Origin of the sequence: Bacillus sp. PK3_68, from assembly GCF_003600835.1 — a bacterium.
GTDB lineage: Bacteria > Bacillota > Bacilli > Bacillales > Domibacillaceae > Pseudobacillus.
This window is the reverse complement of record NZ_NQYC01000001.1, coordinates 3835024-3848393: the sequence shown is the minus strand read 5'-3', so window position 1 is coordinate 3848393 and position 13370 is coordinate 3835024. Positions and strand designations below refer to the sequence as shown.

At 41.7% G+C, this 13370-nt stretch carries 12 protein-coding genes and 1 pseudogene; all 13 read right to left on the bottom strand.

Features of this window, described 5'->3' with window-relative positions; all coding sequences use genetic code 11:
- Positions 1–79: 79 nt before the first annotated feature.
- On the bottom strand, positions 80–1891 hold the full coding sequence (locus CJ483_RS19300; RefSeq protein ID WP_120036720.1) for a XylR N-terminal domain-containing protein: 1812 nt from the start codon (positions 1889–1891) through the stop codon (positions 80–82).
- A gap of 146 nt (positions 1892–2037) precedes the next feature.
- Entirely contained in the window at positions 2038–3210 is a 1173-nt protein-coding gene (locus CJ483_RS19295; protein ID WP_259455721.1) for an MFS transporter, read from the bottom strand.
- A 101-nt stretch (positions 3211–3311) separates the two neighbouring features.
- Complete coding sequence (locus tag CJ483_RS19290; protein WP_120036718.1) at positions 3312–4082, bottom strand: dioxygenase family protein; 771 nt, start codon at positions 4080–4082, stop codon at positions 3312–3314.
- A gap of 97 nt (positions 4083–4179) precedes the next feature.
- Positions 4180–4437, bottom strand: a complete 258-nt coding sequence (locus CJ483_RS19285; RefSeq protein WP_120036716.1) for a ferredoxin — start codon at positions 4435–4437, stop codon at positions 4180–4182.
- Between the two features lie 201 nt (positions 4438–4638).
- The gene (locus CJ483_RS19280; RefSeq protein ID WP_120036714.1) at positions 4639–5964 is read right to left on the bottom strand and encodes an MFS transporter; all 1326 of its coding nucleotides are present in this window, start codon (positions 5962–5964) and stop codon (positions 4639–4641) included.
- Positions 5965–6042: 78 nt separating this feature from the next.
- A complete protein-coding gene (locus CJ483_RS19275) occupies positions 6043–7068 on the bottom strand; it encodes a 3-hydroxybutyryl-CoA dehydrogenase (protein WP_120036712.1) in 1026 nt (341 codons plus the stop codon).
- Positions 7055–8155: an NAD/NADP octopine/nopaline dehydrogenase family protein gene (locus CJ483_RS19270; protein ID WP_120036710.1), complete on the bottom strand. Its 1101-nt coding sequence runs from the start codon at positions 8153–8155 to the stop codon at positions 7055–7057. The genes CJ483_RS19275 and CJ483_RS19270 overlap by 14 nt, the downstream gene beginning before the upstream one ends.
- 64 nt (positions 8156–8219) lie before the next feature.
- A complete protein-coding gene (locus CJ483_RS25180) occupies positions 8220–8573 on the bottom strand; it encodes an amidase family protein (protein ID WP_481747750.1) in 354 nt (117 codons plus the stop codon).
- A 59-nt stretch (positions 8574–8632) separates the two neighbouring features.
- Complete coding sequence (locus tag CJ483_RS19265; protein ID WP_259455720.1) at positions 8633–9643, bottom strand: amidase; 1011 nt, start codon at positions 9641–9643, stop codon at positions 8633–8635.
- 372 nt (positions 9644–10015) lie between these two features.
- Positions 10016–11223: pseudogene (locus tag CJ483_RS19260) on the bottom strand (TRAP transporter large permease).
- A gap of 80 nt (positions 11224–11303) precedes the next feature.
- Positions 11304–11867, bottom strand: a complete 564-nt coding sequence (locus CJ483_RS19255; RefSeq protein ID WP_120036708.1) for a TRAP transporter small permease — start codon at positions 11865–11867, stop codon at positions 11304–11306.
- A gap of 26 nt (positions 11868–11893) precedes the next feature.
- On the bottom strand, positions 11894–12934 hold the full coding sequence (locus CJ483_RS19250; RefSeq protein ID WP_120036706.1) for a TRAP transporter substrate-binding protein: 1041 nt from the start codon (positions 12932–12934) through the stop codon (positions 11894–11896).
- Between the two features lie 69 nt (positions 12935–13003).
- Entirely contained in the window at positions 13004–13366 is a 363-nt protein-coding gene (locus CJ483_RS19245; protein ID WP_120036704.1) for a hypothetical protein, read from the bottom strand.
- Positions 13367–13370: the final 4 nt, after the last annotated feature.

The following is a 13370-nucleotide window of genomic DNA, read 5'->3' as shown; positions in this document are numbered from 1 at the left end:
TGTCTTATTCTTGATCCAATGAAAGCACATAAAAGCCGCCGACCGGCTCCAAAAGGAACGGACAGGCGGCCTTCTCTATTTATATTTTTAACGCAGCAAAAGGGGAATCTCCCTCAATGATTCTCAAGGCAAAATACACTTGGACAGCCAATTGACAATTAAAACGACCAATGCCAGTCTTTAAGTCAGATCGGCAAAGCGATTCGATCTTGTCTATCCGATAACGCAATCCTGCAATTGATAAATGTAAGTCATCTGCTGTTTGCTGGAGATTGCCATTATGCTCTAAATAAGATTTTAATGTAATCACTAAATTCCCCTGATTTAATTCATCGTACTCAATGATATCTCCGATCGTCCTCTTGCAAAATTCGATCAGCTCTTGTTGATTACTGCCTTTAAAAAACATAATAACCGGCTCTAATTCTTCAAAGCAGGAGATTCTGCTATCAGTCGGATAGGCGGCCTCGATAAAATCACAAATATGGCAGGCATCTTCATAGCTTCTTGGTAAGTCTTTTAGATGATTTACCTTACGCCCGGCCCCTATGTATATCCTTATAGGCTTGAATTCTTTTTGAATAGCGGATTGCAGCTTGATTGAAAACCTTTCGATTTCCGAGTAGTCTTCTTCTGACAATATAAAAGTGATATATTGATCCTTTAAAAACACATCCGTGTCTGGATACAACAAACAAATATAATGAAGAATTTCTTTTCGTTTTAAATCGGTATCGACTTTCAGTGTAAGAATGCGGCTTGAATTTTTGGGGTTAAAATTGAAAATATGTGTGTACCTTTGAAGAGTATGTTCGTCGTAATTATTATTTAATATTTCTTGAAAAAAATCTTCCTTTTTGCTCCAAAGCGCTTGTGTCAACTTGCGCTGATGAAACATTTGTATCGAGAAAACGGTAAGCGCCCGTTCAGTAATCATTCGTTCTTTTTGACATAGCTCTTTGTCGCCAATAACGACCAGACTTCCGAGATTTTCATTGTGAGCCCGAATGGAAAACGCATCAATCTGCTTTTGTCCTTCCTTATAAACGCCTTTATTCTCTCGCCAGTTTTGATAGGTCTTTTCATCAGCTAAGCAGACAAATGCACACTCTAGCTTCTCAAAGTAATAATCAATCACTATGCTTTTTTGCAAAGTATTGGCAAGAAATCGAATCGTATCTGTTATACTCTTATCTTCGAGCAGCATATCTGTTAATTGCTTTTGAATTTGTTCTGATCGGGTGATATTTTCGTTTAACTGCTGCACTTCTTTGTAAGCATGATCTAGTTCAGACAACAGCGATTCCGCCTTATAATAGCGCAAGTCCTGTTGATGGCGCTCATCCTTTTCATCAACGGTTTTTGCAACAAAGCGGCAATGTGCGTCCTCTTTCCCCCGGCACTCTTCCTCAATAACTAATACTTCCTTGCCAAACGTTTTAGTTAAATAACCGCTTGCATAACCAATCAATGTCCAGCAGACTGGGTCCTCGCTGCAGCCATAGTGATCAATATGCTCCACAGCTTCAAAAGAATTTTTCCAGAATCCCGTAAAATAAAGAACTTCCTCTGTTAGTTCAATTACATCCTGCTCGACGGTGGCGATCCCTTCTAAGGTGTGCAAATAAGGTCCTGCCAGTATAAGCTCTTGCTTTGAGTCCCAATCAAACATTTTTTCAATGGTTTCTCCGTCTCGATATCCCCATGCCCACCCGTACCTCATTAAAAATCCCTTTGCCCGCTCCATGCCTAACGTATTAACTAAATCTCTGCGCAGAATTCCTAATGCTTCTACAGGCACGAGAGCCATTCTTCTGTCGCTAAATTTAATTTCTCCAGTACGGGGATTTACATCAATTAAGTTCTCAAATAGCAGCTGATACGACTTCATTTCTCCCCACCCTTTGCTGAACAAAATATTTGCGCTTATAAATGCTTGTATCACAAATATTAGCAATATTCTTTCTATTTATAAACCACAAAAAAGTATAGCTCCAAGCTACTTTCATATACTTTTTTACAGTTGATAAAAACTTATTAAGCCTCCTGTCTTTGACTTGCCTGTTTGATTTCTACTGCCCTTTTCTTTTGAGCCCAATAATAAACCAAAAGTCCGAGCAAAATGTAGATAGAACTGCCTGCATATAAAATACCAATATCAAGCTTTTCTGTAAATATCCCAGCAGCGAATGAACCGCCGCCAATACCAATATCAAAAATAGATAGGAAAGTAGCGGTTGCTACGGATCGCCGATGTGGTTCAACCTCTTGAACAGCAATGGTCTGGAAGCTTGGAAAAAGCGTACCCCAGCCCATACCAATAAGTCCTGCTGCAACAAAAAATAAAATAGCTTCTTTTGCCATTCCGAGACAAAACATTCCTGATGCGAATAAGAGAATCGATGGAAAAACAATAACATTTTTTCCATGCGCATCAAACCATCTGCCCGTAAAAGGTCTGCTTATCATTAAAACAGTGGCATACACAGCAAAAAAATAACCCGCTTCTCTCGCTAGTCCCCGCTCATCAGCGAATACCGGCATGAAAGATAGAACGGAAGAATAAGCGAAAGAAAAAAAGGCTCCTGTAATGGCAATCGGAATCGTCGTTTTTTCGAAGGCAAAAAATTTTTTTGAGCCTGGCAATGGTGTAACTTGCTGTTCTTTAGGCAGTCGTACTGTACAGCCTAAAAGAAAGGCAGACAAAGAAAAAAATGCCGACACAAAAAACAAACTATGAATACTAAACCCATCCAATATCCTTAAACCGATGAAAGGCCCTATCACCATCGCTAAATTGGATGACATAATAAAATAACCGATCCCTTCCCCCTTCCGAGAATCAGGTACAATATCAGCGACAATAGCAATGGTGACCGTAGTGGCAATCCCAAATCCAAGTCCATGGATAAATCGAATAAAGAGCAAAGGTATAATGGAAGAAAAAAAACTATAAGCAATCGAAGAACAAACGAAAATCAACAATGAAATAAGGAAGATAGCCTGCTTTCCATGTTGTTCAATCCAGCGGCTGGTAAACGGCCTTACGACGATAGCGGCTCCCAGTAAAACCGTTGTAAACAGTCCGGCTGTTGCCCCTGATACATTATAGTGTTGGATGGCGGCTGAGGGGAGCGTAACGAGCAAAGCATAATAAGCTAAAAATAAAAAAAGTTGGCGAGTGATAGAAATAAAAAATCTTTTGTCCACAGTGCATTTCTCCCCATATCTCCATCCCTTTCAAAAAATTAGTGATTCTATTATCTAGGAAGAAAAAGAAGGAAGAGCTTCTCTTCCTTCTTTTCCCTTCCTTATTCAGTTCGCATAACAAAATCTAACGAAGCTTCTTTATATTCTCCTTTATCTATCAGCTTAGTAAGCAAAGAAGAACGAACCCCTTTAGCTACATCTGTTTCGAGCCACTCATCCCCTTCAAAGAATACTTGCGTAATCAGAGCTTCATGACCTTCTTTCTCGAATTTTAAATGCAGGTGGGCTGGCCGATAAGCGTGATAGCCGGCAGCCCTTACAAATTCTCCTGTTGGACCGTTTGTTGGGATTTGATAAGGAACCGGTACGATCGAATGCACTTCAAAATGACCATTTTCATCTGTATAGAAATGACCTCGTAAATTAAAATCAGGCGCATCGGAGTCAAAATTAGAATAGAATCCGTCCGCATCATCCTGCCACCATTCTACTCTTGTATTAGGCAGCGGCTGGCCATTCACAGAGCTGACATTTCCACGAAATACTAGTTTTTCCCCTTTTTCATCTGGTCTTTGCGGGACAACAAAAGGCTGTTCCGTTAACAACTGCGTTCCTTCTACAAAATATGGACCAAGAAGAGAAGGCTCTGTTCCTGGAAGAGTTTTATATTTTGATTCAAGTACATGTGTTTCAACGAACACATCTAGAAACAAAGGAATTTCACCGCTTGTACCTAGACGATTTGCCCAATTTACGAAGTTTGTATATTCTTCATGATTGATTTGCTGTTCATCCAGAAAGTTCTTCATATGCTTAACAAAGCTTTCATAGATTTCCACAACACGCTTATTCTTAGCAACAGACTCGATCATTTGAATTCCTCCTCTAGTGAATCTCTTATTTTAATTTATTGATTTATATCAACCAGGCTAAAAGCACAATCCCTGCATTAAAAAAGATAAATCCCTTTCAGATTGCTTCTTCATACTTCAGTGGATTTCCGTGAAAAGGGACATCTGCTACTTTTATTGACTCTGTTGGACATCCTTCGTATGCTTCTTCCAGATCATCGATCAATTCTTCAGGCACGTCCATCGTTCCTTCATTTTGATCAAGAATTACATAGGAAATTCCTTCATCGTCATAATCAAAAATTTCAGGGGCGGCCGCTCCACAGGCCCCACAGGCGATACACGTCTCTTGATCGACGATGGTATACTTCGCCATTAGTCTCCCCTCCTTTACTCTAAAGTGCCGTATTAAACGAGCCATCATGTTAACGCTTTCAACATTGTCTTAAACTTTACTTATGATTTCATTCTAAATTCTCAAAATAGTTTTCGCAATATACTAACAGGTTTGATAATTCAGACAATTTAGTATGAAACAGTTGGATTTTCTGTCTGGTTCGATACATCGCCGGATGCTTTAGTGTAAAGATGCAGCAGACGAAATTTCCCTCTCATGTTCTTCCTGTGCTTCCTCCGCTCCAGCATAGCTTTTAAGTAGAAGTGAGGCGATGAACGTAACGATGGCAGCGAAAACAATATAACCGCTAACAGCATAAGCAGTGCCGAATTCATGTAAAAGGAATGTACAAATAAGCGGTGCTACCCCTCCGGCGATAATTGATCCAAATTGGGAGCCTAGTGACAATCCGCTATAGCGTAATCTAGCAGGAAAGCTTTGGGCAACTAACGCTCCTTGAGGCCCAACTTGCATACTATGAGGAATCATGGATAAAGCAGTAGCTAAGAAAATGACCATAGGAACACCTGTATTAATCAGTCCAATATACGGGAATGCCCAAAGGAAAGTAACCGCTACGCCGATTAAATACATCTTCTTAATCCCAAACCGATCAGCCAGGTAACCGAATAAAGGAATACAAAAAACCATTACACAGCTTGCTGCTGTGTTAGCGTTCACTAAAAACTGCTTATCGACCGCAAATGTTTCGATTCCATAATTGATCATCAATACAGTATAGACATAAAAAGGGCCGTTTTCAGACAGCCGGACTAAAGCAGCTAAAATGATCTCCTTTGGATGTTGTTTGATTACATCTACTACAGGCATACGAGATACTTTTTGTTTTTCTTGTACATTTCGGAAAGAAGGAGTTTCGGGTATTTTTGCTCTAATAATCAACCCCATGACAAGCAGAACGACGCTAAAGAGAAAAGGTATGCGCCACCCCCACGTATAAAAACCGTCACCCGATATATACATGATCAATGAAATAACGAGAGAAGATAATAAAAGGCCCGCGGACACTCCCATTTGCGGCCAACTGGCCATTAAAGCCTGCCTCTTCTTTTGTCCCCATTCCATCGAAAGCAAAACTGCTCCTCCCCATTCTCCTCCTACTCCGATTCCTTGAATTAAACGTAACAGAACGAGCAAGGTAGGTGCCCACATGCCGATGCTGTGATAAGTAGGCAAAAGTCCCATAGCCAAACTGCTGAACCCCATTAAAAACATCGTCAGCACGAGTGCATTTTTACGTCCGACCCGATCGCCGAAATGACCAAAAATTGCGGCACCAACCGGACGAGCAAAAAAGCCGATCGCAAATGCTCCAAAAGACTGCAAGGTTGCTAGATAAGGATCGGCATCAGGGAAAAACACCTTTGGAAAAATCAATGCCGAAGCCGTAGCATATAAGAAAAAGTCATACCATTCAATAACGGACCCGAATGTCGCAGCAACAGCAGCACGTCTTCCCATTTTCTTATTCGTCTCGCTTTTCATAGAATTACTCACCTCTCAAAAATTATAGTGTTCTGAATTGAACCACTGACGAATGTTCGCTAGCATATCTCCCATATTTTAGTGTTTTTTTATTCCCTCCCCCCTAACCGTAAGAGAAGCTTCTTTAGGGGAAGCAATGAATCCTAGATGCTGCAGCAAATCAATAAATTTTCGCAAAGTCTCTATTTGATATTCATCGACATTCTGATCATCAAATGAATAAAATCCTCGCTGTGCTTTCATCCCAATATCTCCTGTTTCCATTTTGTTCTCAATTATTTTCGGTGGCGCAAATCTGTCTTGCTTCAATGAATTTCTTAAATAATGACTCGCATGGAAAAGGGTATCAGCACCGCCCCAATCAATGAATTCTAATAGCCCAAGCACGGCAAATCTCAAGCCGAAGCCAATCCGGGAAGCTTTATCAATGTCTCCAATGGAAGCGACGCCCTCCTCTGCAAGACGGGCAGCTTCATTCATGGCCAACGCTTGAATTCTTGGAACAATAAAGCCTGGAGAAGGAGCACACATAACAGGCACTTTTCCCACGCCTTCAAGAAGCTGGAACATCGCTTGCAACGCTTCTTCACTCGTTTCATCGCCTGGACTTACTTCAACCAGCGGAATTAAGTAGGCGGGATTGAGCCAATGTGTATTCATAAATCGGCCTCTCTCAGCAACAAACCCCGCTAAATGATTTACCGAAAAAGAAGAGGTTGTTGAAGCGATAAGCATATTCTCTGGAAAGAGAGGGCATAAACGAGCAAAGACTTTTTCTTTCACCTCCAATATTTCAGGCACTGCCTCAAAGAGCACATCAGCCCCCTGCAAGATATCCATTTGATCTTGTATAGAACCAATCGAAATCTGATCTAATAAAGAAGAAACAGATTCCTTTGGGAACACATTTGCTGCTGCTAGAAGGTGAAGCTGGCTCTCCATTTCAGTAAATGCCGCTAATTTTAATTGCTGGAATTCATTCTCTCCTCTTTCTTTAACATCGATAAGATCCACCCGATACCCTTGATAAGCAAAAGTTAAGGCAATCCCCCTTCCCATTCGTCCAGCTCCGGCAATGGCAATGATTCCCCTAGTTGACTTCATATTGAACCCTTCCTTTTCGCAACAGCTCTTGTACTTTGTCTTTCGTTTTATTGGCAAGTCCTAAGCTTTCAATTGTTCTTCCAGTCTCTCGCAGATTTTCTCCGATTACACTTGAAGCAATGGCCAAAAGCCCAGCCGCTGTTGGAACAGGGATATTCAGCCAATCACCAAGCGACACAAGAAAAGCAAGACCACAAGCAACGTCCTCTCTCATATAGCGATGGGTCTTTAACTCGAGCGGTTCGAACCAATCTTCTCCATCTACAAGCTTTTCATGGGCACCGTTTCCATACATCCATTCTTCACCGTCTGAATTATAATGATCGTCGAGTGGAAAATGAGGCGCTTTGTATCCTAGCGCTTCACGAATTTTAATTCTTTCGGCATCGAGGGCCTTATGAACATTTCGAATCGCTGGCTGTGTGCCTTCATCATGTATATCCCACTTGTCAAAATGCTCAATGGGACCGGCGTTCATTAATATTAAGGGTGGGTGAATAATAGGACCGGCATTCATCAGCGCCCCATCAAGTGCATCCTCGATAGGCTCCACCGCTGGATAAGCTTCTTGTAATATTTTAAAGGCTTTGCTGGATTGATCACTTGGAAATACACCGGTTGGAAGCCGTGTTGCCCGGCCGGAAACGGATACTGTTCGTTCATCATACTTTCTTGCCAGATAAGGCAGCGTGCCTGTTTCTGCAAATAGAACATTTACTTTGCAGCCTGCTTCTATTAGAGTTTTTGACATGACATAGCTGCCGAATGTTCCAGGTGGCAGGAAAATCACTTGCCCCTCTTCAAGAACGGGAGCAAGCTGCTTGGCGAGCGACTGCTGGGTAGTAGCCGGCAAAGGAATGACAATAAGCTTTGCCCCTTCAATAGCTGACTTTAATTCGGGTGTAGCCAATTTTAATGAAACATCTCGTATTCCTTTTGCATCCTTTAACTGAATAGATTGTGTATTTAATACTTCTTGGAATGCCTGCTTGTCTCGTCTCCATAACCGAACCTCATGTCCTTGCTCTGTTAAATCGACCGCGGCTGCATAGGCGCCATTTCCACCGCCAAGTACGGCAATCTTCATCTCATTCTCCTCCTCATTTTCTTTTTTGAAAAGTTAACTATCTTCCAATGAGGCTTATCCCTTATTAGCTGCTCGCTTCTATAGAAAAATAATGCGTATTTCCTCTCAATGCCTTCACCCATTGTTCCGATTTTTCATAGCAATCTCCTATTTGGAGAACTTTTTGATCAGAAAAAGGTTTCCCAATTAACTGAAGGCCAACAGGAAGATTCGCTTCTATGAACCCACAGGCAACAGATAAAGCAGGAAAACCTAATATATTGGCAAGCGGCGTTTTTCCAAGTGTGAACATATTGCTGATTGCCTGCTCCGGAACCATCGTGCCGATTTCAAAAGGAGGCTTTACGTTTGTTGGGCCGACAAGCGCGTCTATTCCTTGCATTTGTTCCACTGTTTTTCTGGCAAATTGCTTCCTTATCCGCTGAGCATTAATGTAGGCAGTTGCAGAAATATCACGGCCGAATTGGAAGCGGTATTTTAAGTCCTCTCCATAAAGATCTCCGTATTTTTTAGCAGCGGCTCATGGAAAGAGACCACTTCTGATTGGGCAATCACTTTTAGTGCCTCAAGAGCCCGCTCTATTCCCGGCAGTTCAATCGGAACAATTTCTGCTCCCAGCGCTCTTAGCTGTTCGAAAGCCTGGTCTATCACCCTTCTGATGCTCTCATCTATTCCCGCAAACATATAAGCTTCATGAAAACCGAGTTTGATTCCTTGTAGATCTGGCAATGAGTGACGGAACAGCACTTCTTGATCTTTTTTAACAGAGGAAGAATCTTTTGGATCGTATCCTTGCATTGCCTCAAGCATAATGACAGCGTCTTTTACAGTTCTCGTCATCGGCCCAATATGGTCGAGTGACCAGCTAAATGGAAAACATCCTTCTCGGCTGACAAGGCCATATGTTGGTTTGAATCCAACCGTCCCGCACATAGCTGCCGGCAATCGAATCGACCCCGCTGTATCTGTTCCGACTGCTGCAAATGCCATCCCTGTTGCTGTTGCTACGGCCGATCCTCCGCTTGATCCTCCTGGTATCCTTGTAAGGTCCCAAGGGTTTTTTGCACTCCCATAATGGGGGTTTTCCGTTGTCGCTCCCATGGCAAACTCATGCAAATTTGCTTTTCCGACAATCACTGCTCCTGCTTCTTTTAACTTTTGCACAGCGAAAGCATCTTCACTAGGAATCCACTGTTCAAATATTTTTGATCCCCCTGTTGTTCTAACTCCTTTTGTTTGCAGCAAGTCTTTCACAGCAATTGGAACACCATGTAACGGACCTCGCCAATTTCCTTTTTGTATCTCTTTTTCCGCTTCCTTTGCTTGCACAAGAGCTTCTTCTTTCGTTATGGTGATAAAAGCGGAGAGCCCTGGTTCATGAAGATCAATTCTTTCAAGCGTTAGCTTCGTTAACTCTACTGGCGAAATTTTTTTATTCCTCACTAATTCCCCAACGGTTTCAATTGTGTCAAAAAGAATATCACTCATTCTTCATGCTCCTTTAACTCTTCCAACAAAAAAGCAAAAGCAGGCTCTTCCCCTACTAATTTCAGTTCTTCTTCCTCGAGGATGTCTTGTAAAAATTCCATTAACGTCACTTGCTTTTCCTCCTTTTTTATTGGCTTTGTTATACTTGTTTGTTGATTTTCACTGCAGGCGGACGCTTTCCGCGGTCGGTCCGGTCCGTGAGCCTCCTCGTCGCATGCACTCCTATGGGGTCTCACCAGGACACGCTTTTCCCGCTGGAGTCGCCGCCTTCCGTTACAATCAACGATTAAAAAACAACATTTACCTTTAACAGAGCTTTTTATTAAAAACAGAAATAGATCCTGTCCCGCGAATGGAGAGTTGCCAGGTCAATCAAACAAAAAATAAGATGATTTGAGGAAAAAGAATCAGTAATCCAATAAACAGAATATACGTAACCAAAAAATAAGAAGCTCCTTTGAATACGGTCGTAACAGGAGTCTGAGGGGTTAACCCCTGCACGACAAAGACATTGACACCAACTGGTGGAGTAATGGCTCCCATACTCGTTACAACACAAAGTATGACGGCAAACCAAACCGGATCATATCCGAGTGCAACGACTGTTGGATAGAAAATAGGAATAGAAATAATTAAAAAGCCAAGTGCATCCATGATGGAACCGCCGATGACATAAATAAGCAAAATCGCAAGCAACACAACAATCGGCGGAACAGGAAGCTGATTAACCCATTCAGCCACAGTAAATGGCAGCCTTGTAATCGTTAAAAACCGGCCAAATACCATGGCTCCAACTACTAACATCAACACCATGGCAGAAGACTTAAGAGTACCAGACATTGCTGTTTGAAATTTTCTCCATGTTATTTTTTTCATGACGATAGACAAAACAATCGCTCCGAATGCACCAAATGCACCAGATTCAGTGGGAGTAAACCAGCCTTTGTACAGACCGCCGATTACGAATACGAACAGAAGAGCAATTGGGATAACATCCCTGAGCGAAGCCATTCTTTCCTTCATAGTAGAACGCTCACCAGCAGGCCCATATTCCGGATTTCTTCGACAGATAAACACGACTGTCATGATCAAGAGAATTGTAAGAAAGAGTCCCGGCACGATGCTTGCCACAAATAATTCCTTAACGGACTGTTCCATTTGCAGTGCCAAGACGATCAAGACCGTGCTGGGGGGAATAATAATGCCAAGCGTACCTCCTGTTGCAATACTCCCTGTACTAAGTGCCTTATCATACTTATACTTATCAAGTTCTGGAAGGGACATGGTCGCCATGGTGGCAGCCGTTGCTGAATTGGAACCGCAAATGGAAGCAAAACCAGCACTAGCTAGAATAGTCGTGCTCGCCATTCCCCCTTCAAATGACCAATCCATTTATAGGCTGCCTGAAAAAGTTTTTCGGTAATACCTGTTCGAAAAACCACTTCACCCATTAAAATATAAAGCGGCACAACACTTAATGAATAACTGGAAAATTGATTCCATAAATCAGCGCTTAATACGTTGTAAGCAGCTTGTGGAGAAGCAACGAGCAAGATGCCCACAAACCCTACGATGAACATGGCAAAGCTGATCGGCATTCGCAGAAACATAAAGACGAACAAGACAATAATCCCTATGAGGGCCAATAGATTAGGGTCCATTATGCCACCTCCCTCCAAATCAAAATAGTTTCTTTCAAGATTGCCATTACTAAACTGAAAAACCCCACAGAACAAAGAATGACAAGCGGATAAAAAGCCACCTGTATCGTTTCAGAGACAACGCCGCTGTTCATTAGATCCAGCCCGTATGAAACAATCTGCCAAGCGGCTATTAAGAAAAAGCCCATACTGAGCACATTCATAAACGAATGAATAATTTTTTGGCTCCTATTTGGCAACTTATTAACGAGGAGATCAATATACACATGGCCTCTATGCAGTTGGGCATATCCAAGCGAAAATACGGCCGTGATCGCACCAAGCCAACTAACGAGTTCTACCGTACCTGCAATTGGATCAGAATAAAGCCGCTTAACGGCATTAAACACTACTAATAACATCATGCAAACGAGAGCAAGACCGGCCAGAATGGCCAAGCCTTGGTTTAAACGGTCTATCATTTTAAAAAACACATTCGATTCACTTTCAAGGTTCGCTGTCTCCTCCAAATCGATCGGCTGAGATTTTTCTTCCTCCAACGAAATCGTCTGTTTATTTTCCATCTGTTCACCTCCTTGTACATAAATGATTATTTGCTTTCTTCGTTATGCTTCTTAATTAATTCTTCCATCTTGCTAAAATATTCATTAGCCGGCTGACCTTCTTTTTCGGTTTTCCTGACATATTTGATTTGCATATCTTTTAATTGTTTATCCCATGCCGCTTTCTCACTGGCAGACAACTGAACAATTTTGTGGTCGTGATTTTCTTTACTCCACTTGAGAGATTCTTGTACATGATGATCCAAATACTCGCCAGTAAAATCGGTCATTTCTCGATTTAATTCATCAATAACTTGCTGTACATCCTTTGGAAGACTATCCCATTTGTCTTTATTCATCACCGCAATAAAGGTGTTTAAGGCAAGCGGATAGTCAGTTGTATAGCCTACCATTTCAGCTAACTTAGAATCTTTTAAAATTTCTCTTGAAGAAACATAGCCGTCAACAATCCCTGTTTGCAATGCCTCGGGCACTTCCGCCTGTGACATGCCGACAGGCGCTGCTCCTAGTTTTTCCATAATTGGTGTTAAGGCGCCGGCAATGCGAAGTTGTTTTCCTTTGAGGTCTTTTAATGAGGAAATCGGTTTTTTACTTTGAATGTAAGCTGGCTCAGTGGCAAATGTCGTAATAATTTTAAAATCCTTTAAAGCCTCGGGTGGATACTGTTCAACCAAATCGGCTACTACTTTGCTTGCCACTGTGGCATTTTTATAACCGGAAGGCATATCAGAAATAGCTAAAAGAGGAAAGCGGCCAGGCTCATAAGAAGTGGAAGTTAAGCCAATGTCAGCTGTACCGCTGGCCACTCCATCGTACATATTATTGGCCTCTAGTAAAGATCCTCCATGAAATAGTTCTACTTTTACTTTTCCATTCGTTCGCTCTTCTAATTGTTTTTTCCACTCCTCCATTTGCACAGCTGGAAACGTGTTAGCAGGTGCGAAAAAAGCATATGTTAGTTTAATAGGGCCTTTTCCGTCGGAAGCTCCAGTTTTTTCATTGGAATTGCAGGCTGAAAGTAAAAGTATTAAAAATATTGCGAAAATAAAAGAAAGAACTTTCTTCATTTCCTCACTCCTTATTTAGAAAACCGAAGAGAAGATCGTTGTTTTTCTCTTCGGTTTTTTGTTTATTTATTATCTTTCTAATAAGAAAAACGGCCGACCGATGGAAGCTTCCAGACGAAAATAACGGTCAAGACCTGCTGCACGAAAAGAATGCGTCATATCTGTCACCGTTTGCAAATCAGGGATATCGTATAAAAAGCAAGCGTGCCAGTGGACAGGTCCTGCATGCCCGGCTGTTAAAATATCTCTATCAAATGTTCCTAACAGCTTTGATCCATTTTGTTTCCAGCTTTCTAAAATCTCATTAAGCTGTGGCAAAATCTCTTTTTCTTTCTGCTCTTGATTGGTATCAAACCAGCCTGTCGATTCAAATGTCATAAATACCCGTAACGGTGTTGGAATTTGTGGTGCTCCATGTTTAATCTCTCCCACTGTA

What these genes read in the sequence shown, in the direction of transcription:
- CJ483_RS19300 (WP_120036720.1), bottom strand. Translation starts at nt 1,891, where the DNA reads ATGAAGTCGTATCAGCTGCTATTTGAGAACTTAATTGATGTAAATCCC.
- CJ483_RS19290 (WP_120036718.1), bottom strand. Translation starts at nt 4,082, where the DNA reads ATGATCGAGTCTGTTGCTAAGAATAAGCGTGTTGTGGAAATCTATGAA.
- CJ483_RS19285 (WP_120036716.1), bottom strand. Translation starts at nt 4,437, where the DNA reads ATGGCGAAGTATACCATCGTCGATCAAGAGACGTGTATCGCCTGTGGG.
- CJ483_RS19280 (WP_120036714.1), bottom strand. Translation starts at nt 5,964, where the DNA reads ATGAAAAGCGAGACGAATAAGAAAATGGGAAGACGTGCTGCTGTTGCT.
- CJ483_RS19275 (WP_120036712.1), bottom strand. Translation starts at nt 7,068, where the DNA reads ATGAAGTCAACTAGGGGAATCATTGCCATTGCCGGAGCTGGACGAATG.
- CJ483_RS19270 (WP_120036710.1), bottom strand. Translation starts at nt 8,155, where the DNA reads ATGAAGATTGCCGTACTTGGCGGTGGAAATGGCGCCTATGCAGCCGCG.
- CJ483_RS19265 (WP_259455720.1), bottom strand. Translation starts at nt 9,643, where the DNA reads ATGAGTGATATTCTTTTTGACACAATTGAAACCGTTGGGGAATTAGTG.
- CJ483_RS19255 (WP_120036708.1), bottom strand. Translation starts at nt 11,867, where the DNA reads ATGGAAAATAAACAGACGATTTCGTTGGAGGAAGAAAAATCTCAGCCG.
- CJ483_RS19250 (WP_120036706.1), bottom strand. Translation starts at nt 12,934, where the DNA reads ATGAAGAAAGTTCTTTCTTTTATTTTCGCAATATTTTTAATACTTTTA.